Genomic DNA, 25,752 nt, shown 5'->3' with positions numbered 1-25,752 from the left:
TCACTGCAAAAATGTGCTTTGTCTAACCGTTGAAGGAATTGCTGTCAAACCCAAGGCTGCGCAAAACCGCGGTGCGGTTGCGCCAGTCCTCTTTTACCTTTACCCAGAGTTTCAGATTGATTTTACAGTCAAAAAAACGTTCCATATCGGTGCGGGCCAGCGTGCCGACTTTTTTCAGCATCGCGCCGTCCTTGCCGATGATAATTCCCTTATGGCTTTCCTTTTCGCAGAAAACCGTAGCCTCCATATCGGTGATGCCGCTTTTGTCCCCGCGCTCGTGCATGCTTTCCACCAGAACGGCAATGCCGTGCGGGACCTCTTTGCTGCACAGGCGCAGCAGCTTTTCCCGGATGATTTCCGCGGCCAGAACGCGCTCGGGCTGGTCGGTCAGCGTATCCTCCTCAAAAAAATGCCCGCCCGGCATCGCAAGCTTTTCCAGCTCGCCGGTAAGGTCCCTGACTCCGTTGCCGTCCATCGCCGAAATAGGCACCACGGCCTCAAAGTCGTAAAGTGCTGACAGTTCGGATATCTGCGCCATCAAAACGCTCTTGTCCTGCAGCAGGTCGATCTTGTTGATCGCCAGCACCGCCGGGATTTCGATCGACTTGAACCGTTCGATCAGCGCCTGGTCCGCCGGAGAGATTTTTTTGCCCGCTTCCACTACCAGAAGGCAGGCGTCCACCCCGGAAACGGACTCCGTAACGGAGCGCACCATGTACTCCCCAAGCTGATTATGCGGTTTCAAAAGACCGGGCGTATCAATAAAGACCAACTGGTATTCTCCCCTGGTCAGAACGCCCATAATACGGGTACGCGTCGTCTGCGGTTTATTGGAAACGATAGCGACCTTCTGTCCGATCATCGCGTTCAAAAGGGACGATTTCCCCACATTCGGGCGGCCTACTATCGCAATAAAAGCGGATTTATCCTGTTTCTGATCCACCATGGGCTCTTCTCCTTATTTCTCTCGTTTTTTTCTGATATAATCGCGGATACCGGTCGGTCCCATAACGATATAAACAATGTTTGCCGCAGTCACCGCGGCAAACAGCAAAAGCATGGGCGGGCTGGAGGCAAAATAACGGAGGATCCTTCCGAGCGCCTCGGGCTGCCAGAAAACGCACACACCGACCGCAGCCGCGAAAACGGCACAGACCAGAACCGCGCCCGCCGCCATATCCTTGATAATGCGCACCACGGGGTGAAAGCTCGCCGCCGTCAGGTCGCAGAGCTCCTCCGCAACGGTGTTGAACAGTTCGGCGGTCATCACCATGGCGGTAACAATCATCACAGCGGCATAGCTTGTCCGTGACATTTCAAAAAAGAACGAAAAGACAAATACATACAGTGCAGCCACCGTATGTATCCGCATATTCCGTTCATTATTGATGCAGTAGATGATTCCGCGAAAAGCATACCGAAAGCTTTTAAAAAACCGCAAGCTTATTCCTCATCCTCGTCCAATACATAGCTGCTTGTGCTGGGAAGGCCCAGCTGGGTCATGACCAGTTCTTCCTTCTCGCGCATATGGACCCGCTGGATTCCGCCGTTTTCATGGTCGTATCCAAGCAGGTGCAGCATGGAATGCACGGAAAGGTAGCCCACCTCGCGCTCAAGGCTGTGGCCGTAGCGTTCCGCCTGTTCCACCGCCTTTTCCATGGAAATGACGATGTCGCCCAGAATTTTCGCACCGGTGGAATGGTTGATGTCGTACACACCGTTTTCCCCCATAGGGAAGGAAAGCACATCGGTCGGGACGTCCTTTCCGCGGTACTGCCTGTTCAATTCATGAATCTGCTCATTATTTACAAAGGTGACGCTGATTTCTGCGGGCGATCCGAATTTTTCCATACGCAGCACAGCATTGCAGCAGCGCCGCACCAGCATGCGCAAACCCGTAGGAATTTTGACCTCTTTCTGCTTATTTTCAATGATAACTCTCACTTTTTCCATGGTCTTTAATGCCCGGCCTCCTCATTTTTCTCATATGCTTTGATAATGTCCTGCACCAGTTTATGGCGAACGACATCTTTTTCGTTGAATCGTACCTGTGCGATATCGTCAATGTCGCGCAGGATTTTCACGACGTCCTTCAAGCCGGACCTGCGCCCGTCCGGAAGGTCTATCTGGGTAATATCCCCTGTAATCACCATTTTGGAATTGAATCCCAAACGGGTGAGAAACATCTTCATCTGCTCCGGCGTCGTGTTCTGCGCCTCGTCCAGAATAATAAAGCTGTCGTCAAGCGTTCTTCCGCGCATATACGCCAGCGGAGCCACTTCAATATTGCCGCGCTCCACATACTTCTGATACGTTTCCGCACCCAGCATATCGAACAGCGCGTCGTACAGCGGGCGCAGGTACGGGTCCACCTTCTGCTGCAGGTCACCCGGAAGAAAACCCAGCTTTTCCCCCGCTTCCACAGCGGGACGGGTCAGGATAATGCGGTTGACCTCCTGCGCGCGGAACGCCGTAACGGCAAGGGCCACAGCCAGATAGGTCTTTCCGGTTCCCGCGGGGCCGACCCCGATGGTGATCGTGTGGTTTTTAATCGACGTACAGTACTTTTTCTGCCCGAGTGTTTTTGCCTTGACCGGCTTTCCTTTGGACGTTATACAAATGCAGTCCCCTGCAAGTGTCTCAATTTTATCTTCACTGCCTTCATTCACAAGGGAAATACAGTAACGGACATTCTGTTCGCTTAAGGCCTCTCCCCGGTTGACGAGGGACAGCAGGCTGTCAATTGCGCGGACGGCCAGCGCGACATCTTCCGGATCGCCGGAAACCTTGATTTCACTTCCGCGTCCGACAATGCCCACATGGTACTCTTTTTCGATCAGCCTGATATTTTCATCAAAGTTGCCGAAAAGAGCGACCGCCTGTTCCATGCGGTCAATATTGATCCTTTGTTCAAACATTCTATCTCCTTTTGAAGATTTGCCCAGCGGTGGAAAACCTTCCCTCAGATAAATTAGGTTCATTATAACACAGTAAGCCTATTAAGTCACCATGATTAATGACAAAAATATCGTTATTTTATTAATATTTCCGATTCTTGGGCAATATTTTCCTCACATTTTGCTTTGATTGTGTAAATCAGCCTGGAATCGGTAAATTCGGCGTCCTCGCTGGCGGAAATGATCTTCGCGTCCTTCAGTTCCTCCTTCTTTTTCTGTTCCATTTGCTTCCTTGCCTCGGCAAGCGCCTGCTCTTTTGTCAGCGTGATATTTTCCATTCTTTCCTCCGTCCACTTTTCCTCGTAAAAGCCCAGGGGCAAAACGGAGTTCATCAGCTTCAGGTCGGTGTGGACGCCTTCCGTCCGGTAGTTTCCCTGCGGCTTTCCCGCAAAGGTGAGCGGCACGCGCGCGCCGAACAGGAACAGGCATCTGCGCGTGAGCGTTTTCCCCGTTGGCTTCACCTCGCTGCGCTTCAAATCGACTTCGGTAGAAAGGGTGCGGGAGGTTTCGGCAATGATTTTCCCGGCCGCGTGCCTGAGCGTGGAGTAGCCGAGGTTATCCTCGACAACACAGCTGATCAGCAGCTGCCCCTCCACAACGGCGTCGCCCTTGCTGACCTGCGCGGTGCCGGTGTAAACGTCCATGGAAAGGATCTGGCCCGTACGGGCCGCCTTGATATTGCAGATCGTTTCGTGCTTGTCGCCGACAATCAGCGGCCGGTCGACCTTTTCCTCCAGATGGACCTCCGCGGAGCATCCTCTGGTGTTGACCGAGAGCCACCCGATCTGGGGAAATTTCAGCATGAGCTTCTGCTGCAGCAGCTGGGGCTGTACGCTTGATTTCAGCGCGCCGGGCGTGACGCCCAGACGCACCAGCTCCGCCTCGATCTGTTCGGTCGGGATCGAGGTATTCCCTTTTACCTCGATGCTCCAGACGTGGAGCGACAGCAGATGGACGATCACCATAAACAGAACGGCGCCCGCCAGAATCCCCCTGCGCCTGCGGATTCCCTTCGTAGCAAACGGAAAGCCGTGCCGCTCGCGGACTTTCAGCTTTGCGTTCGCTCTTCGCGCGCACGGACGCAGCGCACGATAGTTTTTTACGGCAACACAGGCTCCGCCCTCTTTTCCCGCCGCAATATCCCAAAGATAGATCCCGGCACGGGCACAGTTGTTCAGAAAGCGTTCATTGCTGCCGCCGACAACGGAAAACCGGGCGTAGCCGAGGAGCCAGCGCGTCAAATGTAAAGAAATCATCCCGCCACCTCACACAAGAAACTCAATTCCCGTCAGGAATCCAGTTACCACCAGGGAATCCGCCGTCAGGCATTTGATGACCAGTCCGCGCCCCGTGAAGCGCACAATCAGTTTTCCCGTCTTGATTCTGACCGCTTCGGTGTCGTATTCCAGCACGCCGCTGCAGCCGTCGACAATCACTTCCTGATTTCCGTTTATCTCCATATGAGTGGGCATCTGCATTGTTGACGTCAGCTTGCGGATATTGATTTTTTTCTCCAATTGAATCCCCGCCCTACATCGAATTTATCCTATAAAGCCTATGCGGCGGACGGCGTAAATATCCGCGCGGCGACATATATATAAGGTTATGAAAGGGTGGATCGTCATGAGAATAAAACAGGGCCTGCTGCTGACTGCAACATTTCTGGCCGCCTGCGCGCTGCTGATTTTTCCTGCGGCGGCGACGGCGGGGGCTAAAAACGGAATCGGATACTGCCTGCAGATTCTCGTCCCCTCGCTGTATCCGTTTATGGTGCTTTCCGTTTTCGTGGTCAAAAGCGGGCTGTCGGAAAAAATAGGACGGGTGTTTGAGGTTCCGTGCCGCAGTGTTCTGAAGCTGCCGGGCAGTTGTGCCGCGACCATTTTAATGAGCGCGATCGGCGGATACCCGACCGGGGCGCGCGGTATCGCGGCGCTTTATGAAAATGGTTCCGTCAGCGAAAAGCAGGCTTCCCGCATGCTCTGCTTCTGTGTCAATTCCGGCCCCGCGTTCGTGATTACCGCCGTTGGGGTCGGATTCCTGCACGACGAGCGCTCAGGGGTTATCCTGCTGATTTCACAGCTTGTCGCGTCCCTGGTTCTGGCCCTTGTGTGCAGCATCGGCGAGGAAAATGAAGCTCCCGCTCCCCGGGCGGGGAAAAAGCGCGTCAGGAACCGGGCCGCGGACGCCCTGATTCTGTCCGCTGCGGATGCGGCGCGCGCCATGATCAACATGTGCTGCTTTGTCATTCTGTTCGCGGCTTTCCTGAATTTGCTGCGCCAGTGGGCGACGGGACCGCGCGCCGCCGCGGCGCTTTCGGCTCTGCTGGAGGTAACGGGCGGCTGCTCCGACCTTGCGAAGCTCGGGGTGCCGCTGTGGGCGGTTTCGCTCGCGATCGGCTGGGGCGGCATCTGCGTCCATTTCCAGGTTTTGTCCGCCGTTTCCAATATCCGTGTGAACCTGCCCCGTTTTATGCTGTTCCGTCTGCTCCACGGCATTACCGCCGCGGCGCTCACCTGGGCTCTGCTGTGTATCTTTCCGGAGGATGTGGAGGTGTTCAGCACAACGTCCCGGCAGCTCGCGGGGAGCTTCTCCGGCTCCGTCCCCGCAGCCGCCGCGCTGATTGCGCTGTGCGCGGCGCTGATTTTCAGCCTGCCGCGCGAAAAGCTGGAAATGAAGGAAGAATAATGTTATAATAATATTGTCAAATTTCGGATGGAAAATACAGGAATTTTAAAAATCGCCCGCTTACGGCGGACGGGAAACCCTATAGGAGAATCAACATGTTTGGAAAAAAGAAAGCAAAGCTTTTTGGCAATCATATAGAAACAGACTGCAGGCACTGCGAAAACAGCTCCGACTTCGACGGCGCAAGCGTGTGCAGGCTGGGAAGATACCTGGACCCCGACGGCGGCTGCAGCCGTTTTGTCTACGACCCCTTAAAGCGCACCCCCGTGAGCATGCCTGCGCTCAAACCGCACAGCGCGGAGGAATTCAAGCTATAGAAAAAAGCCCGATACATACGGAAAGCCGACGCGTAAAATCGCGCCGGTTTTCTTTTACCCTTTTGGGAACTGATTGGAACAGATCAGGCTTGTTCTGTGAATCCATCGCCGCCATCCTCATTTGCAAGCGCCTGCACTTTGGAGTCTTCTTTGTTAAGGAAATACATTCCCACGGAGCCTGCCAGCGCAACCGCCGCCACAAGTAGCCAGGAGAAACGGTAGCCGGAAAAGGGCAGGACCCTTCCCATCACCAGAGGACCCAGCGCGTTGGCAGTTCCCTGCAGAAACAAGCGGACCGCGTTCATCCGGCCAAGGTAGGCGTCGGGGGAATGTTCCGCGATAAACGCCCCGAGATTGATCACGATCAATATTTCTCCAAAGGTGTACAGCGTGCCGGCAATCAAAAAGACGGGAATATTCTTTGCAAAGGCAAACAGGACATAAGACGCAAAGTAGCAGATTCCCCCGCTGGTCACAACCGCAAGCGGATGGTATTTCGCGGTCAGCTTCGTCAGCAGCGGAGTAAAGACGGTGCAGATGACGGGGTTGACAATGCTGATAAAGCTGTAAAAACGGGCTCCGTTCGATCCGTACAACTCATGGAACTGCAGCGGCAGCATAAAGCTCCATTGAATATAGGTAAAATCAAAGACAAACAGAAATAAAAGGAAAAAGAGCAGTACCGGCGTATTTTTCAATACTACGATTGAGAAAGCGTCCCTGCCGGTCTTCGCAGGGGCGGCAGGATCGGCGTCCTCCCCCCGGCTTTCTTTCGGAAGCCGGATGTACAGGGCGATCAGGCCGGTCGACAGCAGGGTCGTTACCGCGTCCAGAATAAATAAAAGCGGCAGGTGCTTTTCAAACAGCAGTCCGCCGATCAGCGGGCTGACTGCCATGCCGATATTGATTCCGAGATAAAGAAGGGAGTAGGAAGCTTTTCTGTTGTCTGGTACGGTAAGCCTCGCCACCATGGTCTGGTACGCGGGAGAGGCGGCCACAAACAAATCGGCCGCAATCATGATAAACACCAGAAGCGTGGTATGGTCTTTGATGAATCCGCACATAAAATAGAAAAGCGCACCCAGCGTCTGACAGAAAACCAGCATTTTTTTCTGGCCGATGGCGTCGATCAGCTTTCCTCCCAGAAGCAGGCACGGCCCCTGAGAGAGAATTAAAAGAGCGGCAAAATTTCCTGTCTCCGTTTCCGACATGCCCAGCTTCTGGGAAAGAATCAGTGTAAGAAGCGGGAGCACGAAGGAGCCGATGCTGGTGATGATGCGGGCGGTAAACAGCAGGTATATTTCCTTTGGCAAGCCGTTGTAAGCTGAAAAGCTGTCTTTAATTTTTAATTTCATAGCTGCTCCTGTTCTGAAAGTGAGATTGTTATTCTTCATCCCCGGTGCGGGCATAGAACAATGTGAATTCATAGGGCGCGGTTCCCTCCGTCGGCTGCGCGTGCGCGTCGCAGAAGGCGCGGAGCTTGTTCAGGACAGCCATGTCCTGTTTGCTCAGATAGAGCGTACCTGAAAGAAGTTCTCCGATCTCAGGAGAAGACGGCACGCCGGATTTGTCAGAGGAATCCATCGTGTCGGCCCAGCGGTTAAAATTCTCGCTGACATGGTTCTGCAGCACCGCGCGCCGGACGCCCGCCGCCTCCGCGGGCAGCTTTCCCAGACTGATACTCACATTCGTCGCCCGGTAAAACTTCGCCGTAAAGCCGTGAATCTTCTCGGTGCGCGCAAGCTCCGCAAGACCGGCGGCCTCCAGCTCGGCAAGATGATGCCCCGCGCTGGACGGAGCAACTCCCAGCGCGTCCGCCAGCTGCTTTGCCGTCATTCCGTCTTTATTACGCCCCAAAAGAAACAAGATTTTTTGGCGCAGAGGATGCATATAAGTTCTCAGTTCCTTTTCCGTGGTAAGATAAAGAGTTTTCCGTTCCATATCGGCCTCCAACATAACAATAGTTGTTATGTTTAGGATTATATCATAACATTTATTGTTATGTCAAGATAAAAATGAAGGAACTGCCACAAAATTTGCGTTTTGTGGCAGTCCCTGTTTTTTCCCCTTCCGGGGCCGGTGGAAACAGATTAAGCGACAGTAGCAACCGTAACAGGCGTTTTGTCGGAATTGATATAGAATCCCGCCGACTGTCCGGCTTTTCCTACCGCTGTTACCTGATAGAAATAATCCTTTCCGGATTGCTTTACAAATTTTACCTGAAACACCTGAGAATTTCCCGAAACAAAGGCCGGTTTTTCATCAGCTGTCAGTTTGAAAACATACGTTTTTCCTTGGGAAACCCTGATCGGCTTTGTGGTATCGCTCTTCACGGAGGAAGCCGCGGTTCCCACAGTAGCGACCAGCAGCTTTACACCATTGACATAAATTCCGGTCTGTTCGCCGGGCTTGCCGACAGCTGTCAGCTGAAAGTAATAATCGCTGCCGGATGTGCTGACAAGCTGTGTTTCAAAGACTCCCGGCGTACCGGCGACAAGCGACGGAGCCGCGCCGTTCGTGCTGGTAATTTTGAACTGATAGGCACCGTTCACGCTGAAATCCATCGTTGTGTCGCTGATAAAACTCGGAGTGGATGGAGTCGCGGAAGAGGTGGAACCGGAGCTGGAATGATGATGGTTCGAATCAGGGTCCGAGCCTGAATTTTTGGGAGCTGAAACTAAAGTGAAGGTCGAGAAAGAAGACGTCGTAAAGGAAGCGTATCTGCCGTTAAAGGTCAGGTTCAACAACTCATTGATATCTTCTTCCTCATTTATGTGCTGGATTTGATAGGTTCTGGAAGAATTATAGGTGAAAGAATCCGGAAGCTTAAACGTAACGGTCACCGGGATAGCAAGATCGTGCGTTTCCTCTCCGTCAACGGAAAGGTTCAGTTCAAACGCGAGAAGCGCGTTCTCCGCCGTGGGAACAATCTGCTTCATCTCCAATTCGACCGGGGTTTCCTCCCTCTCGTCTCCCGTAATTCCGGAAGCGAGAAACAGCCCGGATACGGACGGCTGCTCTGTTATTTTTTTGCCGCTGTCTTTAATGCTTTCACTGTCCACAGATACCGTCTTTGTGACAACGCCGTCCGTCAGCTTCGCAAGCAGGGACTCCAGGTTTTCAACTGCGGCGGCATCCAGTTTTTTCGTAACGTCCTCGCCGTAATGCTGAACGTTGGACACCGCGTCTTTGATGGCATCCGCCGTATCCGAATCGTTAACATCCGCGTCGGAGGCTTTCGGAAGCGCTTCAACCGATTTTTGAGCGTCCTCTACTTCCTTGTCATAATCTTCCTGACTCTGGACGGTTACCTCGCAGGAAGCAGTGTACCCGCCGTCCTCAGTGGTGACGGTGATTGTCGTCTGCCCATATGCAACATAGGTCATCAAGCCGTTTTGGTCAATCGTGGCAACCGTGGGGTCGGAACTTTCCCATGTCACTTTTTTGTTTGTGGCATCGGAAGGCTTAAACGTCGCTTTCCACTGGCGTGTAGCGCCCAGTGCGCCGACGTAAAGACTCCGGGTAGGCAGCAGTATTCCTGTTACCGGTTTGATTCCCTCTGGATAAACGGACACCGTGACCTCCGGAGCAGTAACATCTTCGCCCAGCTGATAGCCTTCCGGCAGATCGATTGTCGGGACAAAGGTATACTCCCCTGCGGTATTACCGTCGTAGGTTTCGCATGTCCATGTGACGGGAACTGTTACATCTTTCGCCGTATCACCGTCCTGATAGTGTCCGGTCAGTGTTTCCGGAAGGCTAAGCTTCGCTTTCTCGGTGCCATACGGAACCTCTATAGGGTCAACCTCGTCGAAGGAAGTGATGGTTTTCTCTTCTACAGGAGTAGCAGCGGTAATGGTATAGCAATACGCCTTGGTTTTCTCTGGGAACGAAACATAATTGTTATTGCCCCACGTCGCTTCATCACCGGCGCATACCGTGGTAAGGAACTCGATCTTGTTCTCATCCAGCTTTGTGGTGTCGAGCTTGATCGTCCATGTTCCTGTGTCACTTTCTTCATCATATTCATAAGAAATGTTTTCCCCGAGCGCTTCGACAGAGGTAACGGTCCCCTGATCGTCAAACTCAGCGCCCGCGGCTTTCAGAAGCTTGATTGTGTTTTCTTTCTCTTCTTCCTTGTCCTCAGGAATCTGTCCGAGCAGCGCATTTAAACTATCCTTAGTAAAATCTGCGGGTACCGACGTATCCGCCAAAAGATTCAGCTGCACCGCTTCATTGTATGCTTTCCCTTCAGCATCGCGCCCTTCGCCTGCCTTGTCGCCCAGATAAATATCGAGCTGCAGTTCAGAAAGGCTGGTACCACCCGTTGTTTTGAACGGAAAAACAAAAGATTGTTCCGTTTTAGCGGTCAGCGGCTGCGCGGGGTCCCCCGCCGGACCTTCCCAGTCTTCCTCAGCTGGGAACACCGTGCTCTCCGACGCGGAAGAAATGGAAAACCAAACTTGTCCATTGTCGCCTTTCTCTGAATCATAGACGGATGCCCAATTTTCCGGAAGCACAACAAAGTTTCTCGCAGCCGCTAAAGCTTCGTCACCCGTCGCCGGCTTATTCGGGCAATCCACCCAGATAGGCGGTGTATCTTTGTCCGACGGCGACTCGAAGTCGATTGTGGCGTCATTTTCAACGGTTAACTTAATTTTGTCCTGATCGCCGTCTTTGGGGTCTACATTAATTCCGCCCCACTCATTGTTTTTCAGTTCCAAATTGCCGTCGACCGTTACGGAAGCCTCATTGTCAACAAGCACACCAATTTTGCAGTTTAAAACTGAGACATCTTCAAGGCATATTCCCTGCGTTTTGTAAGCGATAATACCTCCTTGGGCGGCCTCAGATCCGTTAATTCTCAAGTCAAGTATCGAAACGTCCTGCGTGTCTACAAGAGCTAAAACATGATTTTTCCCGCTCAGATTACTTGCCTTAATGTCCTCGGTCGCCGTAATGGTGTGGCCCTGTCCGTCAATCGTAACGGGCTTTGTGACGTCTACGGTCGTCGCTACGGTAATATTGCTGTCCAAGTAAACTGTTCCCTCGTCCGCAACATTCTCCAGAGCCTCGGACAAAGTGTCAAAATGATTTTCCCCCGTCCCGCCCACATAGACGTCGGAAGTTTCCGCAAACGCCGCGGTACCGGAAAAAGCCGTGACGACCATGCTGAGCGCTAAAACCAGAGAAAGCGCCCTTTTCTGAATCTTCATTTTTACTCCTTCTTTCTTTTTTTCTGCGTATTTATGGAAACAGCCATCTCCCTCCTTTCTGCCTGACGTACGCACGTCCCATTTTTTGGGTTTTTTCTAATCACAAATTTTATTATAATACTGCAATATGCAGTATTCAAGTATAAAAAACAACATTTCGCATAATCTAATAAGAGTGTTTCCCATTTACTTTTATACTATTTGATATCACAAATATTATTTAGGATGGTGTAAAAATTGAAGGAGGCATCTTTTGGAGAAAAATTGAAAGCATTGCGGACGGATTTGGATCTAAAGCAGTCGGATGTGGCTCAAAAACTAGGGATTTCCGCATCTGTTTACGGAAATTATGAGCAGGATAAACGCAGCCCGGATTATAAAACACTGGCCAAAATTTGTATTTTTTATCATGTTTCGGCAGACTATCTTTTGGGCGTACCAACGGAAAGCGGCTGTTTTAGTGCGTTATCCAATACGTTACGGTCTATGCATCCCGCAGACCGGCAGCAAGTGAACGAGTATGCTGAGATGCTGTATTTTTACCGAAAGCACAAAAAATAAAAGGAGGCAGGAAAAATCCTGCCTCCGGCCCGGAAATTTCGGGCCGTTTTTCGGAGTTGAAGCCGAAGCGGACAAGCATTATCCCTTACGGGGATACGTTTTCTTCCATTTCGGTTTCTCCGTATATTTTTTAGCGGGCGGCTTGCCTTTCGAACTTTCGGCAAAGCCGCTTTTTCCGGCTGTCTCTTTTTTGGCGGAGACCTTTTTTCTCGGTTCGGCGCCGGGCGCCATGGTACGGCGGCGGCGGAGCTCCGACTTCGGAGTTGGGGTGGTGATCAGCATGGGATAAGGATTGTCCTGCACCACCGGAATGGTTTTCCCGATCAGCTTCTGAATATTGCGCAGGTCCGGCTTTTCGTCGATGCAGCAGAAGGAAACCGCTGTACCGCTCAATCCCGCCCGGCCGGTCCGGCCGATGCGGTGCACATAGGTCTCGGGGACCTCGGGGAGGTCGTAGTTGAACACGCAGGATAATTCCTCGATATCGATCCCCCTCGCGGCGATATCCGTGGCCACAAGCACGCGGATGCTGCCGTTTTTAAAGCTGTTCAGCGCCGTCTGGCGGGCATTCTGCGATTTGTTCCCGTGAATGGCCTGCGCGTTGATGTTGGCCTTTTCCAGCTCTCTTACCACCCTGTCTGCGCCGTGCTTCGTCCGGGTAAATACCAGCGCGGAACGGATGGACGAATCGTCCAGAAGGGAGACCAGCAGCTTCCGTTTATTATCCTTGTCCACAAAATACAGGGACTGATCGATCCTGTCGACCGTTGTTGCCGGGGGCGTAATTTCCACCTTTGCCGGGTCGACCAACAGGGTGTCGACCATTTCTTCGATCTCTTTGGGCATGGTCGCCGAAAACAGAAGCGTCTGCCGCTTCTGCGGGATTTTGGCAATGATTTTTTTTACGTCTGCGATAAAGCCCATATCCAGCATGCGGTCGGCTTCATCCAGAACGAGGATTTCGATATTTTTAAGCTGAATATACCCCTGATTCATCAGGTCGTTCAGCCTGCCGGGAGTCGCAACCAGAATGTCCACTCCGCGGCGGAGCTTTTCCACCTGCATTTTCTGGGATACGCCGCCGAACACCACACAGGTATGCAGGCGCGTGTAGCGGCCGTAGGAATGAAAGCTTTCATAAATCTGAAGGGCGAGCTCCCTTGTGGGAGTCAGAACCAGGGAACGAATTTTCCTCGGCTCTTTTGGGTCTGTCGGGCGGCCGCTTAAAAGCTGTAAAATCGGCACCGCAAAAGCCGCTGTTTTGCCGGTGCCGGTCTGTGCGCACCCAAGAAGGTCCCTGCCGGCGAGCACAAGCGGAATTGCCTGCTCCTGAATGGGCGTCGGTACGGCATAGTTTTCTTTCTCAAGTGCATCTAAAATTCTGCGACTGAGGTTAAGGTCTTTAAAATCCATATTTACTCCTAATTTATTATTTATAGATAACCTGGCGCTTTTTGTTTTCAACCATGTTCTATATTTTCAATTTTTTAAAATTATAGCACAATTTTGTCCAATAGTCTAATGATCCCCGGAATGCATTCCCTTCATGCGGTCCGATGCCGGACGGAGCGCATACTCTCCGCCCCGAAAACACATACTAACCGCGAAGGGAAGTGCTTTCATGAGCAAAGACATCAAAAAGGCGGTAATCAACGAACTCGACCGCCGGATTGCATTGCTGAAGGAACACCAGTCCGAGCGGATTATTACCACCGGCGATCAGTACGAAGAGCTGAACCAGGCCCTGTCAAAGGTGATCGGCGTACCGCTGACGGGGGAACTGGAAAGCATCAGGGAATTCGTTCAAACGCTGTAAAACACCGATAACTTGCGGAGGTAAATTATGTCTGATAATGAATTTGCGAAAAATCTGGAAAACAATCAGTATTTTCTCTCGCTGCCGAAATTTGTGCAGGAAAGCATCAAGCAGACCAGCCCCGACTTGCGTTCGGAAGCGGATTTACGCAAAATCGCCGAAAATCTGATTCGGGAAGCCGAGCCGGGTAAAGTGGGCGGCACGCCCCGGTTCTGAGAAAATCACACAGGCAGACGATAAAAACAGCCCATACCGGAGGCCTTCCGAAATTCATCGGATACCTCCGGTATTTTCATAGCCGGGCATTCCCTAACTTCATATTGACAAGCTGTTTCCTGTTTTCATAGTATATGACAGAGCCGTCGAAAGGAGCTGAGGGTTAAAAATGTGTTGCAACTCTTGCTGGCGATGGCGTCGGCACAGATGGCGCTGGCGCCGCTGCCGTGGCTGTTTCTGATTCCGTAATTTCTGCCTCCTTAAAGTAACCGCGAACGTGTGGCGCCTGCTGTGACAGCGGGCGCCATTGCTTTTGCGCCCTTCCCTTCTCCCGCCGTTTGGAGTATAATCGCAGATGAGGTGATATCGTTGAAAAAAGGTGTGTCTGTAGCGGGCTTCATTTTGGGCATTGTCATCACCGCCTGCGGTGCGGCCGTGACCGTTTTATGCTCTCTGGGATTTGCGAAAAAAGACTGATTTTCTCTCTTTTCAACTCTGATAACCGGCGGAAACCCGAACCGTTTTGCCGAGTCTCTAATATACTTTTATCAGGAAGGTCTGAATTTTTAGAGAGTCGGTGAAAAAAGATGTCATTTGGGCTTGCACTTTCAGGAGGAGGAACAAAAGGGGCTGCTCACGTAGGAGTCCTGCTTGCGCTGGAAGAAGCCGGGATGCGTCCCTCCTCCATTGCCGGAACCAGCGCCGGGGCTATCGTGGCCGGGCTTTACGCCACAGGGACGAATGCGCCGGCACTGAAACAAATGGTGATGGGTCTGTCCAAAACAGGGATGTCCCTGTGTGATGCGGATTTTGTAAACCTTTTAAAGGCGGTGCCGCAGCTTTTATTCCGCCATAAGATCGACATTACCGGACTGTTCAAGGGAAACCGTCTGGAAAAGTTTCTTTGTGCGCAGACGGATAACAAAAATATTATGGATGCCGATATCAAAACCATTATTCCGGCGGTGGATATCAATTCGGGTGAAACCATTGTTTACACAAGCTCCCTGCGGAATGTCGCCGCCGTGGAGGGGGTAACGTGGAAAACGGATATCCCCATCTGCCAGGCGATCCGCGCAAGCATGGCGGTGCCCGCCGTTTTCCGGCCGAAGCTGATCGGCGATCTGTGCCTGGTCGACGGAGGTGTAACCAACACCCTTCCGGTGGATCTTCTGACCGCGGCGGGCGAATCCAACGTTTTGGCCGTTGACGTCACCAAAGAGTACGAGGTACCCGCCAGAATGAATATTATTGACATTACAACGCATTCCCTGTCCATTATGAGCACCCGCTTAAAGGAGCTGAGCTCCCACGGGGAAAAATTGCTGCTGAAACCGCAGCTGCCAAAGGAATCCGGACTGCTGACGTTTGAGCAGATGGAGCAGTGCATGGACGCGGGATACGAAGCGGCACAGATGAGTATGGGCGCAATCAAGGCAATATTCAAATAGTCCCCGGACAAAGACTGTCCTATGCAAAAGAAACGGTGTTCTCCGAAAAGAGAGCACCGTTTCTTATACTCCTAACTCTTCTTTTAAATCATCTTTTCTTCTTCCAGATAGTTTTTCCACGCGCACAGCGCATCCTGATATCTTCGGCGCGCAACCGGAATCACGCTGCCGTCCTCGAGCACGAATTCATTTCTGCGCAAACGTCTCACGCAGGAAAAATTGACGACATAGCAGCGGTGGCAGGCATAGAAACGACCTGCCGGAAGACGTCTAAAAAAATCGGTCAGCGGCCCGGCGGCGGTCAGAGTGCCGCCGTCTCTGCAATGCACCAGAATCATTTTGTTAAATACCTCAAGGTAAAAGATATCGCAAGCCGCCAGTACGGTGATCTCCCTTCCGGTGGTCTCTATGATACAGACGGAGCCGTCTTCATACTGCCGGAACGCCCGGCAGAGCGCCGTATGCAGCCCCTGCTTCCGCACGGGCCTGAGCAAATAATGAACGGGCGCAACGGCATAGGCGGCCAGAGCGGACTTTTCGTCGGAGGAGATAAAAACGATCGGGGAACGCAGACCGGAATCCCGCAATTTTCCGGCAAACGCCACGCCGTCCTTTCCATCCAGCACGGTATCCAGAAAAAGGATGTGATACTGCGTCCCGGGGCTCATGACCGCCGCCTCCAGCTGTTCACAGGCAGTGTATCTGTCACAGGAAAAGGCCGTACGCCGGCCGGCCAGGATTTCTTCCATCATTTTCTGCAGCTGCACGGCGCAGTCCGGGTCGTTTTCACAGACGGCAATATGGTAAACCATCCTCTTTCCCCCTGATTCGCACAGCCGGATTTCTTTCCGGCAAAATACAATTTTTTCTTTCTTAGCATATCACCGTGTCAGATTGACGTCTATAGGAAAAATAGCCGAAAATATTTTGTAAAAATCTACCATTTACGCTTTTTAATCAACCATTCGCGCAAAATATTTGTTATTTCAAAAATTTTCCATTATGATTGATTTAAATTAAGTTAAGGAATTATACTGTCAGAAAAACTGTTCTTTGGAATATTGTTGTTTTAATATCCTCGGCTGGTTCGACCGGTTCCAGCCCTCAAAACGGACACTGATGCAGGGATGCAATCGGGCAGGTGGCCAAAGGATGGAGGAAATCAAATGTCGGTGGAAGTATTTACTTTGGGAGGCTGGGACTTGCAGAAGGACGGCAGGTCTCTTTTTACCGGGAGCAGGCGGTCCCACAAAAGTCTGGAACTGCTGAAATATTTTATGGCCAACAGAGGAAAGCGCCTTTCTCCCGACAGTATCGTGGAGAATCTATGGGACGACGCGGATCTTGTCGATTCCAAAAACACTCTTCGGACTCAGATTTTCCGTCTGCGCCAGATGCTGCAGGAGGAAGAACTGCTCGGAAAAAGCGGAAATGACGCTTCGCCATTCAAACTCATCTGTGACGGCGGCTTTTACATTTTCACCCTTGGAAAGGACTGTACGGTAGATACGGACCTTTTTGAGAAGGAAATCCGCGAGGCCGACGCAAAGCAGCACAGTGACCCAAATCTGGCGATCGGCCACTATGAGCGGGCAGTCCGGCTGTATCAGGGTGCTTATCTGGCGGAAATTTCCAACTGTGAATGGACCTTTCCCCTTCACACCCATTATTCCCGGCTTTATGTACAGTCTCTGCTCCGGCTTTTTACCCTTCTGAAAGGACAGGGCCGTCACTCCGAAATCGTGGAGTATTTCGAGCAGGCCGTCTGCCATGAACCGCTGGAAGAATCTTTGCATCTTTGCTTTCTGGAGGCCCTTCTGGCCCTGAACCAATACAGCGTGGCGCTGAGTCACTACAATTATATTACCGAGCGGATGTCCCGGGAGCTCGCCGTAAAACCTTCCTCAGCCATGAAGAGCATCTACCGGCGAATCACCGCGGGGGAACAAAACGTCCACCGGGCCGATCTGTCGGACCTGAGCAGGAATTTCTCCCAGTGCGACGATCCGGACGGCGCGCTGTACTGCGATCTGGAGTATTTCCGTATTATCTATAACCTTGAAGAACGCCGCCGGATGCGCGGGAGCAGAAATACCTTTCTTGGCCTTGCGACTATTTCCGGCGCGGGAAACGATCTTTTCCCCGCCCGGATGGAAATGGCCTGCAAAGGACTGAAGCGCATTCTGGAAGACTCCCTGCGCAGGGGAGACGTCTTTACCCAGTGGAACCAGTACCAGATGATCCTGCTGCTGACGGACACAAAGCAGGAAGGGCTGATTCTGGTCGGCTCGAGAATCCAGAAGCGGTTTGAAAAACAGGTCGGCAAAGGCTTCCTGACAGTCATGATGGAATTCACACCGTTCAGCGATGTACCGTCTCATTATCTGGAGCAAATCAACCGATAAAATACAGTTTTATTCGACAAAGAGGAACACCCTGTGAGGATTTTATCCTTTTACAGGGTGTTTTTTTATTGCTGTAATCGAACTGTGCCTGAAAGATAATTGGAAATAAATTCCTGTGTGCGGAAAATGAAATCCATATAACCCCATAATGAAATTGGCGCCTGCTATAATGGGGACAAATCACAAAAGCAGAGAGAATACGGAGGACAATATCATGAAAGCTTATTCAGGGAAGAGTGTGGTGCGAACGGCTTCCGACACTTCCCCCACTTTTTTAATCAAGGTGGTGCGTTCCGACCATTACAGCATACAGGGCTATATCCGCTGGCTGGAGGAAGATAAATATGTTCCGTTTCGGAGCAGCCTGGAGCTTTTTCATCTGCTTGAAACCGGCATCTGTCAAAGCCGCGGGGAGCTGGCGCAGTTAAGATCATGGGATTCCTGGGGCGAGAGCCGGGAAGAGGACTATCCCAGCAAGAAGATTATCGGGTGAAATGACAAAACAGTGAGAGGAGGAAGCGCGAATGCGCAGAGCAGGACATTCATGGAGCAATCGGCAAAAAACACAGAAGCCGGATAATACGGTTGCCGGCAGAATAGGAAAAGCCCTTTTGCTGGTTCTCGTCTGCGCGGGCTTCCTGTTTTATACAGTCCCCCGGATGCACACAGGCGCCTATTTCACCGCCACGGCAAGCTCATCGATTGATTTCGAAATGACCGTAGGAGGATTATTCGCCAATGATGCGGCCGTACCGGACGCTCAGCTTAAGGGAGGAACTTCGGTGATTACCGAATCCGGCGCACCGGAAAGCAAAACCGAAAGTGCTGCTGCCCAAAGCTCAGCCGCAAGCACAGCGGAGAGTGCCGTGGAAAGTACGGCTCCGCAGTCCAAAACAGAGTCTTCCGAAACACAGAGCACCCCGCCGCAGGACGGGGATGCGGAAAAACCGGATGCGGAGAATACAAACTCACACGTCCCCGGCAGCACTCAGGAAACCGGGGATTCCGTTCAGAACGGAACAGAATCTTAAAAACAGGCATATGCCCGGGAGGTAATTATGGAGACGGAAACAGTATCGATCGAAATATCGGAGCCCCAAAAGGACCCCCGTAAAATAGTACGGAAAATACTCAAAACAGTCGGAAATGTATTTTTTGCCTTACTGATGGTCCTGATCGCTTTTATGCTGTTTTTCATGGTGCGCAGCAAAATGACCGGCGGCGCGCCGAAGATTGCGGGTCATTATATGCTGGTTGTGCTCAGCGGCAGTATGTCCCCTCAGTTTGACACCGGCAGTGTTGCCTTTGTCAAACCGGTGGATGCCGCAGAGATCAAAAAGGGCGATATTATTACCTTCAAGGGTTTCGCAGGAAGCGATCAAATGACAACGCACAGGGTAGTTGGAATCAACCAAAAGTCAAACGGCTTGGAATTTCTGACCAAAGGCGACGCAAACCACGCCAACGACCCCGACCCCATACCGGGAGAAAACCTGATTGGCAAAGTCAGTTTCACCCTCCCCTATCTGGGTTATTTCATGAATTTCGCCCAGACCGGAAACGGGTTACTGCTGCTGATTATCGTTCCCGGAGCGCTGCTGCTTTTCTTCGAGTGCCGCAGTTTATATCAAACTTATTTGAATTCTAAAAAGCAGGCAAAGGAAGAAATCAACTCGCAGGAAATTCTCGCGCAAACCGTTGGAAAGGAGGAACGATGATCAGAAAATCTGTTTTTATCAGCGTTCTCCTTGTCATTCTGACGGTCGGACTGTTGGGCGGGGCCACCTCCTCCTACTTCACCGACACACAGGCTCCCCAGGCTGAAATCACCACCGGCAACGCGGCGATTAAAATTGTCAAGACAGAATCCGGCAGCACAAAAAAAGGCGGCTGCTACAAAGACGCTATGGACGCCGGACTGTCCGATTATCAGACGGAGTGCCTGCCCGACTGTTGGGGCGGGGACAACGAGTATTACGCCACCTGGACCATTCGGAACACGGGCAGCACGCCGGTCACTCTGCAGGCGAAGCTTTCCCAGGAGTGGGACAAAGAAAAACCTTATTTCCCTATCCCCATTCCGGGCCCGCCGCCAAAAATAGATCCCGAATCGGTCGACGGATGGTCGCTTGAAAAATCGGTTTACTCTTACGTAACCACGGGCAAGAAACCGGTTAATCTTATTTTGGAACCCAACGACAAAGCCGTTTTCAAACTGAAATTTCAGGTAACGGGCGGCGGACTTCTGCCGCAAAATTATAAACTGAGACTGAATCTGGACGTCACGGCCACTCAGACGACGGAGCACGCGGTCTACTCCAGGATGGACACAGACGAAGCCTCAGATGAATAATGAGGAAAAACAAATTCCACAAAGTTAGACAAAATACTAGAGGGGTGGATTATTGAATGACAAAATCAAGAATGAAACTTCTGACGGGAATCGTCGGGGTCGTAACGGCCGTCGCCCTGGTGGGCGGCGGGACCATGGCTTGGTTTACCGACAAAAAGGAAGTAGCAGCCTCCAAATTTACCGCGGGCACAGTGGAAATCCAGGCGGGCCAGTCCGTAGTGGAGGATACCGGCAGTTCGGGCAAGGTGTACTACAAAACGATCGAGCTTGACCCAGACAGCATCACAGCAAAACAGGGAAAAAAGATCAATGGCGGCACAATCGGCGCTGACCGCAGGGATCCGAAAAAGGTGCTTGTCTCCGACAAAGAGATGTTTTCTCTGGGTTACGGGGACCAGTCGACCACCGGGGTGCTTACCGCCGGCTTCTCCGAGCCGCTTGGTAAGGGGGACGTTCTCGTAATTGAGAATACCTGGGGAACAAAACCAGATCCCAAATATGTGGAAACAGCCAAGGTTTATGTAAGCGCCGACAATCATGAATGGACCTACGCGGGAACCGTGACCAACCAGGTATCCGGCGGCGACCAACGCCCGAATCTGGTTCCCAGCCCTATTCCGGACGCCCTGTATATTAAAATTGTAGACACTACGCCCAAAATATTGTCTGACGGAAAGACAGCGAACAGTAGCGAAGACGGATTTGACATTGACTATATTGCCGGAAGAAGCATCCTAGACGAAACCAACTGGAACCCGGGCGACATCAACAAGCTTGCGTTCTACGTTACCAATTCGGGAACCAAGGACATTGATGTGCGGGTAAAACTGGAAGGCCACTGGGAGACACTGCAAGGCGGCGAGTGGAAGGAAAATGATGATCTCGCCGATCCTGATATAATTTCCATCAATGAACCAAAAGGCTGGACAAAAGACGGCGATTTTTACTATTGTTCCAGCAACAGCAAAGGTGGACTGAAAGGTGTCAACGGCGGCGAATCTCCAAACGCAACCGATACGATCGCCGTACTCGATTTGACCGTTCAACTCAGCGGAGATGCCGGAAACGAGTATCAAAACGCAAAGTATGTCATTACCCCCACCTTCCAGGCGATTCAGCACTCTCACAGCGACGGCTGGAGCTGGGACAGCTTTGATACGTACAACGGTACCTCTGAAGATTAAATACATTTCATAACGTCTGTTGCCTCACCGAAAAAATCAGGCGCAGACGCGGAAACAGATTTCTGCGGATAATACGGTAATGTTAATAAAAATAATTTATATGTATGGAGGAAAGAAAAATGAATTTCAAGACAAAAGTTTTAACGAGTGTTCTCGCAGTCGGGCTGACCGTGGCGTTGGTCGGCGGCTCCACCATGGCGTGGTTTACGGATTCTAAGGTAGTCGAGGGCGCAACGTTTCAGGCGGGTACGGTAAGGCTCAGCAACACTTCCGGCGACCTTACCATTAGAGGATTCGCCCAGCAAAACATCAATCCCGGCGACGAGTTCAACGGAAGCCTGACCATCGTCAACGAGGGAACAAAACCGGTAAAGCTCAGAATCAAGATTCCGGAAATCTCTTGGCTGAACGGCGAAGAGCCGACCGGCCTGTCCACCGATAATGTAAAAGTTACACTCCCCGAAAATTGGGAAAAGCACAACGACGGCTATCTCTATTATACCGGAACGATCGGTAACTACCCGCAGGGCGTTATCCCCGGAACGCAGGATGACGGCACCGAATTCCCCACCGGCACTCCAGAGCAAAGAACCATTTCCTTCGCGTTTACCGGCCAATTCGACGGTGACCTTACGACAAACGACTATCAGGGTATGACCTTAAATATGGGCTCCTCTTCCGTCGAAGTCATTCAGGCAACCAACGGCGCGGCCTGGACAACGACTCCCGTCCCCGCGGCAACCTCCTCAACCACACCGGTTGCGTAACCATTTAACGTTAACGGATTGAGAACTAAGCAAACTCCAACGAACGTCACTTTAAAAAATCGTACCGGCAAGGTATGGGAAAAGGAGGGAAACCGACCATGCTGAAAGCTTCAAAAACAATAAAATTCTTCACGGCGCTTCTGGTTGCCGCCCTCCTTGTCCCCGGGACGGTTCACGCGCAGGCGCAGAGTCTTGCCACGGGGTACCAGAACGACGGCCAGAGCAGCGGTCTGAGCATTACCGCCCCGGACCCCGCGGCCGACGTCGGCAACCTGAACCCCGGCGACACAAAGTCCTCCCGCCTGCAATTGAAAAACACCGGCCGGTATACGCTGACGGTATACATGAAAATGCTGATCGAAGCGGAATCCGCGCCGAACGGCGGTTCTTTGGCGGACGGAATGACGCTGACCGTCAAAGACGGCGGCACTTACCTGACACAGGGAAAGCTTTTCCGTACGGCAGACGACGATTCCGTTCTGGTGGGCGAAATGAGTCCGGGTGCAAGCAAGACGCTGGATTTTAACGTCGACCTGCCCGGTCAGGGAATCGGAAACCAGTATCAGGGCGCTTCCATGCAGGTAAAATGGGTCTTCACCACCACCTATACAACCGCAAGCAGCGGTGGAGGCGGAGGTGGTGGAGGCGGCGGTGGAGGAGCGGCGGCCAACGTCACTACGCCTACGGAGATCATCGGCGCGGAAAGTGTCCCAACGGCCGGAGCAACCTCTGAAGAAACGGTCACCGTGGCACAGGAAACCGTTCCAAAAGCCAGCCCCGCTACCGGAGAACGATCCGTCAGACCGGTAGCCATTGTTGGGGCGGTGGCGGGGATGATCGCAATCTGCGCAATCCTTTCCCTGAGAAAACGGTGGCAAAGCCAAAATGTCCCATCCGACCATCACAAACACTCTTAATGACAGCATTTCCAGATGATTATGCAAATGTGTTTGTATCCCTTCTCCCGCCTTCGGCTGGGAAGGGATACATCTTATTTTGCAAATAAAAATCGATTTACTATAGAACAGGAACTGCCCGTTAAAACGGTACAGTTCCTGTTTTTTCATTCTGCAGTCCGCTCCCTGTTACAGTGGCTGGGAGTTTTTCACAAAATCGATTTTATAAAACCCGCAATTTTGCGGTTGTGCGACTTTATCGACAGCCTGAAAGAGGATTGTCTTATAAATTTTCTTTCAACACTTTCCCCAGCGCGGCGATTGCCGCGTCTTCGTCCGGCCCTTCCGCCGTAACCTTGACTTCCGTCCCCTGCTCGATTCCCATTCCGATCACCTGGAACAGTCTGGTCAGGTCCGCGCTTTTTCCTCCCGCGTGGATCATACAGGCGGACTGAAAGCTTTTTGCCTGCTTGACCAACATGCCGGCCGGTCTGGCGTGTACGCCGATCTCGTCACGAATGACATAAGTAATACTTTTCATGGTTGATTCCTTTCCTTACGGCCGCAGGAACAGACATTTTTTCCGGCGGTCTTTCCTGAAATAATTCCGCTATCCTTCCGGGTCGACGACAAATCGGATTCCCATACCGTTTCTGAGATAAGGCAGATACGGCAGCGCTTCCTCTTTCAGACGCCCGATCACATTGATTCTGGGATCGGACGGCAGCGAAACGCGCGCAATTTCCAGCTCTCCCTCGTAACGCAGAAAACCGGTGTTGGACAGCAGAATATCTCCCGCTCCGTACGCGGTCTCTTTTGCAGGCTCCAGCAGCGAGCGGTCCGGAACAGGAATTCTGCGTGACTCTACCGACCGGAAAACACATTCGCTGGAATCCCGCCTGTCGTGATGAATCGTTTCCGCAAGATAATGATAGCGGCGGTCCAGTTCCGCCGGCAGGCTGACAAACCCCCGGCTGAGATCCGCCCAGGCGGCCCAGGAGCTTTCCGAAAGGCTCACGTCCCCAACCAGCACCGTATCGCACGCCGCGTCAACAAAAAGCTCCAGCGCGTTCCGGACAATATCCGCACGGCGGCGGTGCGCCTCAACAGTCGGCAGTCCCTCGTACAGCGGCCCACGCAGCATTCCGTCGCCCGGAACGAAAGCCATCGTCTGGAACCCGTATGTTTTGAGTTGCCGGTTAACCTGCGCGACCTCCGCCAGCGACAGCCCCGTCCAGGGCTTTGGGTAATAATTGTGGCAGGCGGTAAAGCGGGTCAAATCCGCTCCCGCTTTCTGCCAGCCGGTGATCTCCGCAAAAGAAACCGTAGAAGCGTTGAGCACAATCTGAAAGGTATGGGAAAGCTCCGCCGCCTGCTGCGGGGAATAGCCGTCGTCCAAACGGATCTGGGTGACGCCCCAGTTCTGAAGGTCGTACAGGGAACGGCAGCCGAGACGCTCCGCCGTGTCCGGCCCCACATCCATCACCAGGTCCATCCCGTATTTTTTACAGGCGGAAAGCAGATTTTGCGCGGAGGACCGAAGGCCGTTCCGGCTTTCTTCCGGAATCTGCAGGGAGGTAAACGCGCATCGGATTCCCGCATCCGCCGCGCGTGCAATAATCTCTGCGTTTTTTTCCTCCGCAGTGCCGCAATAGAAACAAACTCCCGTATTCATTGCAATTTTCCGGCAAGTGCTTCGCGGACCCTGCCGTGCGCACGGTCCAGCACCTGCTCTCCCCTCTCCGCGGAAACGTTCAGCAGCAGCATTACGATCGCGGTTTTGACCCTGCCGCCCGCTTCGTGCAGCGCGGTTTCGGCGTTTTCCCTGTCGCATGCGGTCGCCGCCATCACCATGTTCTGTGCGCGTACGTTCAGCTTTTCATTGCTGGCCTGCATATTTACCATGAGATTCTCATACGCGTGCCCGATTTTCACCATACTGGCGGTGGAAATCATGTTCAGAACCATCTTCTGCGCCGTGCCCGACTTGAGCCGTGTCGACCCAGTCAGAACTTCCGGACCGACATTCGGCTCTATGGCTACATCCGCCTCTTTTCCGATGTCGGAGTCCCGGTTGCAGGCGATTGCCGCTGTACGGCACCCCAGCTGTCTCGCGTAGCGCAGGCCGTACAGTACATAGGGAGTACGGCCGCTGGCGGCCAGCCCGATCACGGTGTCGCACGGCTTCAGCCCGATCCGCTCCAGGTCCTCCCTGCCCAATGTACAGCTGTCTTCCGCGCCTTCAACGGCCTCAATCAGAGCGCCCTTCCCGCCGGCAATCAGTCCAACGACAGTGTCCGCGGAAACGCCGAACGTCGGCGGACACTCGGAAGCGTCCAGAACGCCAAGCCTTCCGGAGGTTCCCGCGCCGATGTAAATGATTCTTCCGCCGGACTGCAGGCTGGCCACGGTATACTCGACCGTCTTTGCGATCTGCGGCAGAACGGCACGCACGCCCGCAACCACCTTTTCATCCTCGCGGTTCATCACGGAGACAATTTCCATGGCGGACATGCAGTCCAGATTCATCGTTTCCGGGTTTCTTGCTTCGGTAGTAAAGTGGGAAAGATCCGTCATCATAAAACTCCTTTGTCATTCATGGCCTGATACAGCGCCAGAAATTCTTCCGCCAGAATGCCAAAAGCCTCCGCGCTCATCAATTGGTCTTCCGCGTGCGCCAAAAGCATGATCCGTTCGTCCTTCTGAAAAACGGGAACATGATCTTCCCCGGACACTTCCCGAATCAGGTCCGCGTGAATATGGTGCCCCTTGTTAAAGGCGCCCTGTCCCTCGCGGATCAGCTCCTTTGCCTTATCAATATCCTTTTCGCGCGCCGCCTGTATCGCCTCAATATATAAGCTCCGGGCGCTTCCCACTTCCGTTATGATCTCAAAAAGGACAGATTCTATATCCATTTCCTGCATATTT

29 protein-coding genes are annotated in these 25,752 nt (G+C 52.5%); 14 read left to right on the top strand and 15 right to left on the bottom strand.

The genetic code is table 11. The annotated features are described in order from the left end of the window. Window positions 1-22: 22 nt before the first annotated feature. From era to ACRQU7_RS06170, 6 genes are all read right to left on the bottom strand, one after another. Window positions 23-946: a GTPase Era gene (gene era / locus ACRQU7_RS06195; RefSeq protein ID WP_444644555.1), complete on the bottom strand. Its 924-nt coding sequence runs from the start codon at window positions 944-946 to the stop codon at window positions 23-25. Window positions 947-958: 12 nt separating this feature from the next. Next, a complete protein-coding gene (locus ACRQU7_RS06190; protein WP_444644553.1) occupies window positions 959-1,441 on the bottom strand; it encodes a diacylglycerol kinase family protein in 483 nt (160 codons plus the stop codon). A 2-nt stretch (window positions 1,442-1,443) separates the two neighbouring features. Further along, complete coding sequence (gene ybeY / locus ACRQU7_RS06185; protein WP_038323234.1) at window positions 1,444-1,953, bottom strand: rRNA maturation RNase YbeY; 510 nt, start codon at window positions 1,951-1,953, stop codon at window positions 1,444-1,446. 5 nt (window positions 1,954-1,958) lie between these two features. After that, window positions 1,959-2,918 carry a PhoH family protein gene (locus tag ACRQU7_RS06180; RefSeq protein ID WP_038323233.1) on the bottom strand — a complete coding sequence of 320 codons (960 nt, stop codon included), beginning with the start codon at window positions 2,916-2,918 and terminating at the stop codon, window positions 1,959-1,961. A gap of 113 nt (window positions 2,919-3,031) precedes the next feature. Continuing rightward, window positions 3,032-4,213: a sporulation protein YqfD gene (gene yqfD / locus ACRQU7_RS06175; protein WP_444644550.1), complete on the bottom strand. Its 1,182-nt coding sequence runs from the start codon at window positions 4,211-4,213 to the stop codon at window positions 3,032-3,034. 9 nt (window positions 4,214-4,222) lie between these two features. Continuing rightward, window positions 4,223-4,474 carry a YabP/YqfC family sporulation protein gene (locus ACRQU7_RS06170; RefSeq protein ID WP_038323230.1) on the bottom strand — a complete coding sequence of 84 codons (252 nt, stop codon included), beginning with the start codon at window positions 4,472-4,474 and terminating at the stop codon, window positions 4,223-4,225. A 106-nt stretch (window positions 4,475-4,580) separates the two neighbouring features. On the opposite strand from ACRQU7_RS06170, the gene ACRQU7_RS06165 reads away from it, so the two are divergent. Next, window positions 4,581-5,642 carry a nucleoside recognition domain-containing protein gene (locus tag ACRQU7_RS06165; RefSeq protein WP_444644548.1) on the top strand — a complete coding sequence of 354 codons (1,062 nt, stop codon included), beginning with the start codon at window positions 4,581-4,583 and terminating at the stop codon, window positions 5,640-5,642. A 95-nt stretch (window positions 5,643-5,737) separates the two neighbouring features. Next, window positions 5,738-5,959, top strand: a complete 222-nt coding sequence (locus ACRQU7_RS06160) for a hypothetical protein (protein ID WP_038323228.1) — start codon at window positions 5,738-5,740, stop codon at window positions 5,957-5,959. A gap of 83 nt (window positions 5,960-6,042) precedes the next feature. On the opposite strand, the gene ACRQU7_RS06155 is transcribed toward ACRQU7_RS06160, so the two are convergent. The 3 genes from ACRQU7_RS06155 to ACRQU7_RS06145 all read right to left on the bottom strand — a co-directional run bounded on the left by ACRQU7_RS06155 (window position 6,043) and on the right by ACRQU7_RS06145 (window position 11,175). Beyond that, the gene (locus ACRQU7_RS06155; RefSeq protein ID WP_444644546.1) at window positions 6,043-7,314 is read right to left on the bottom strand and encodes an MFS transporter; all 1,272 of its coding nucleotides are present in this window, start codon (window positions 7,312-7,314) and stop codon (window positions 6,043-6,045) included. A 28-nt stretch (window positions 7,315-7,342) separates the two neighbouring features. Next, window positions 7,343-7,900 (bottom strand): winged helix-turn-helix domain-containing protein, encoded by a 558-nt coding sequence (locus tag ACRQU7_RS06150; RefSeq protein ID WP_444644544.1) that lies wholly within the window; start codon window positions 7,898-7,900, stop codon window positions 7,343-7,345. Window positions 7,901-8,049: 149 nt separating this feature from the next. After that, window positions 8,050-11,175 carry an Ig-like domain-containing protein gene (locus tag ACRQU7_RS06145; protein WP_444644542.1) on the bottom strand — a complete coding sequence of 1,042 codons (3,126 nt, stop codon included), beginning with the start codon at window positions 11,173-11,175 and terminating at the stop codon, window positions 8,050-8,052. 237 nt (window positions 11,176-11,412) lie between these two features. Between ACRQU7_RS06145 and ACRQU7_RS06140 the strand changes: the two genes are divergently transcribed. After that, the gene (locus ACRQU7_RS06140) at window positions 11,413-11,736 is read left to right on the top strand and encodes a helix-turn-helix domain-containing protein (protein WP_038323226.1); all 324 of its coding nucleotides are present in this window, start codon (window positions 11,413-11,415) and stop codon (window positions 11,734-11,736) included. Window positions 11,737-11,814: 78 nt separating this feature from the next. On the opposite strand, the gene ACRQU7_RS06135 is transcribed toward ACRQU7_RS06140, so the two are convergent. Further along, window positions 11,815-13,149 carry a DEAD/DEAH box helicase gene (locus ACRQU7_RS06135; RefSeq protein WP_444644539.1) on the bottom strand — a complete coding sequence of 445 codons (1,335 nt, stop codon included), beginning with the start codon at window positions 13,147-13,149 and terminating at the stop codon, window positions 11,815-11,817. Between the two features lie 208 nt (window positions 13,150-13,357). Here ACRQU7_RS06135 and ACRQU7_RS06130 point away from each other — a divergent pair, with 208 nt between their 5' ends. The 3 genes from ACRQU7_RS06130 (at window position 13,358) to ACRQU7_RS06120 (ending at window position 15,219) form a co-directional block, all read left to right on the top strand. Next, complete coding sequence (locus tag ACRQU7_RS06130) at window positions 13,358-13,552, top strand: hypothetical protein (protein ID WP_038323224.1); 195 nt, start codon at window positions 13,358-13,360, stop codon at window positions 13,550-13,552. Window positions 13,553-13,579: 27 nt separating this feature from the next. Continuing rightward, the gene (locus tag ACRQU7_RS06125) at window positions 13,580-13,768 is read left to right on the top strand and encodes a hypothetical protein (protein WP_444644537.1); all 189 of its coding nucleotides are present in this window, start codon (window positions 13,580-13,582) and stop codon (window positions 13,766-13,768) included. Window positions 13,769-14,355: 587 nt separating this feature from the next. Next, the gene (locus ACRQU7_RS06120; protein WP_444644535.1) at window positions 14,356-15,219 is read left to right on the top strand and encodes a patatin-like phospholipase family protein; all 864 of its coding nucleotides are present in this window, start codon (window positions 14,356-14,358) and stop codon (window positions 15,217-15,219) included. A gap of 83 nt (window positions 15,220-15,302) precedes the next feature. Here ACRQU7_RS06120 and ACRQU7_RS06115 read toward each other — a convergent pair whose 3' ends face one another. Then, window positions 15,303-16,031, bottom strand: a complete 729-nt coding sequence (locus ACRQU7_RS06115; protein ID WP_444644533.1) for a LytR/AlgR family response regulator transcription factor — start codon at window positions 16,029-16,031, stop codon at window positions 15,303-15,305. A gap of 354 nt (window positions 16,032-16,385) precedes the next feature. Between ACRQU7_RS06115 and ACRQU7_RS06110 the strand changes: the two genes are divergently transcribed. The 8 genes from ACRQU7_RS06110 to ACRQU7_RS06075 all read left to right on the top strand — a co-directional run bounded on the left by ACRQU7_RS06110 (window position 16,386) and on the right by ACRQU7_RS06075 (window position 22,845). Continuing rightward, window positions 16,386-17,624, top strand: coding sequence for a BTAD domain-containing putative transcriptional regulator (locus tag ACRQU7_RS06110; protein ID WP_444644531.1), 1,239 nt, complete (start codon window positions 16,386-16,388; stop codon window positions 17,622-17,624). Between the two features lie 214 nt (window positions 17,625-17,838). Further along, window positions 17,839-18,117, top strand: a complete 279-nt coding sequence (locus ACRQU7_RS06105; protein ID WP_444644529.1) for a hypothetical protein — start codon at window positions 17,839-17,841, stop codon at window positions 18,115-18,117. A gap of 31 nt (window positions 18,118-18,148) precedes the next feature. Continuing rightward, window positions 18,149-18,655 (top strand): hypothetical protein, encoded by a 507-nt coding sequence (locus ACRQU7_RS06100; RefSeq protein ID WP_444644527.1) that lies wholly within the window; start codon window positions 18,149-18,151, stop codon window positions 18,653-18,655. 27 nt (window positions 18,656-18,682) lie between these two features. Next, window positions 18,683-19,342 carry a signal peptidase I gene (locus tag ACRQU7_RS06095; protein ID WP_444644525.1) on the top strand — a complete coding sequence of 220 codons (660 nt, stop codon included), beginning with the start codon at window positions 18,683-18,685 and terminating at the stop codon, window positions 19,340-19,342. Then, entirely contained in the window at window positions 19,339-19,977 is a 639-nt protein-coding gene (locus ACRQU7_RS06090; RefSeq protein ID WP_444644523.1) for a SipW-dependent-type signal peptide-containing protein, read from the top strand. Before ACRQU7_RS06095 ends, ACRQU7_RS06090 begins: the two co-directional genes overlap by 4 nt. Window positions 19,978-20,033: 56 nt before the next feature. Beyond that, window positions 20,034-21,161: a TasA family protein gene (locus tag ACRQU7_RS06085; protein WP_444644521.1), complete on the top strand. Its 1,128-nt coding sequence runs from the start codon at window positions 20,034-20,036 to the stop codon at window positions 21,159-21,161. A 119-nt stretch (window positions 21,162-21,280) separates the two neighbouring features. Further along, window positions 21,281-21,928: a TasA family protein gene (locus ACRQU7_RS06080; RefSeq protein ID WP_444644519.1), complete on the top strand. Its 648-nt coding sequence runs from the start codon at window positions 21,281-21,283 to the stop codon at window positions 21,926-21,928. Window positions 21,929-22,026: 98 nt separating this feature from the next. Further along, on the top strand, window positions 22,027-22,845 hold the full coding sequence (locus ACRQU7_RS06075) for a hypothetical protein (protein WP_444644517.1): 819 nt from the start codon (window positions 22,027-22,029) through the stop codon (window positions 22,843-22,845). A 262-nt stretch (window positions 22,846-23,107) separates the two neighbouring features. On the opposite strand, the gene ACRQU7_RS06070 is transcribed toward ACRQU7_RS06075, so the two are convergent. The 4 genes from ACRQU7_RS06070 to ACRQU7_RS06055 all read right to left on the bottom strand — a co-directional run bounded on the left by ACRQU7_RS06070 (window position 23,108) and on the right by ACRQU7_RS06055 (window position 25,748). Beyond that, window positions 23,108-23,365 carry an HPr family phosphocarrier protein gene (locus ACRQU7_RS06070; RefSeq protein ID WP_038323206.1) on the bottom strand — a complete coding sequence of 86 codons (258 nt, stop codon included), beginning with the start codon at window positions 23,363-23,365 and terminating at the stop codon, window positions 23,108-23,110. 69 nt (window positions 23,366-23,434) lie between these two features. Next, window positions 23,435-24,499: a MupG family TIM beta-alpha barrel fold protein gene (locus tag ACRQU7_RS06065; RefSeq protein WP_444644515.1), complete on the bottom strand. Its 1,065-nt coding sequence runs from the start codon at window positions 24,497-24,499 to the stop codon at window positions 23,435-23,437. Further along, window positions 24,496-25,401: an N-acetylmuramic acid 6-phosphate etherase gene (gene murQ, locus ACRQU7_RS06060; protein WP_444644513.1), complete on the bottom strand. Its 906-nt coding sequence runs from the start codon at window positions 25,399-25,401 to the stop codon at window positions 24,496-24,498. Before murQ ends, ACRQU7_RS06065 begins: the two co-directional genes overlap by 4 nt. Further along, window positions 25,401-25,748, bottom strand: coding sequence for a PTS lactose/cellobiose transporter subunit IIA (locus ACRQU7_RS06055; RefSeq protein WP_038323203.1), 348 nt, complete (start codon window positions 25,746-25,748; stop codon window positions 25,401-25,403). The genes murQ and ACRQU7_RS06055 overlap by 1 nt, the downstream gene beginning before the upstream one ends. Window positions 25,749-25,752: the final 4 nt, after the last annotated feature.

Origin of the sequence: Caproiciproducens puteiluti (assembly GCF_052442865.1) — a bacterium.
Taxonomy (GTDB): Bacteria; Bacillota; Clostridia; order Oscillospirales; family Acutalibacteraceae; genus Caproiciproducens.
This window is presented reverse-complemented; position numbering and strand designations above follow the sequence as displayed.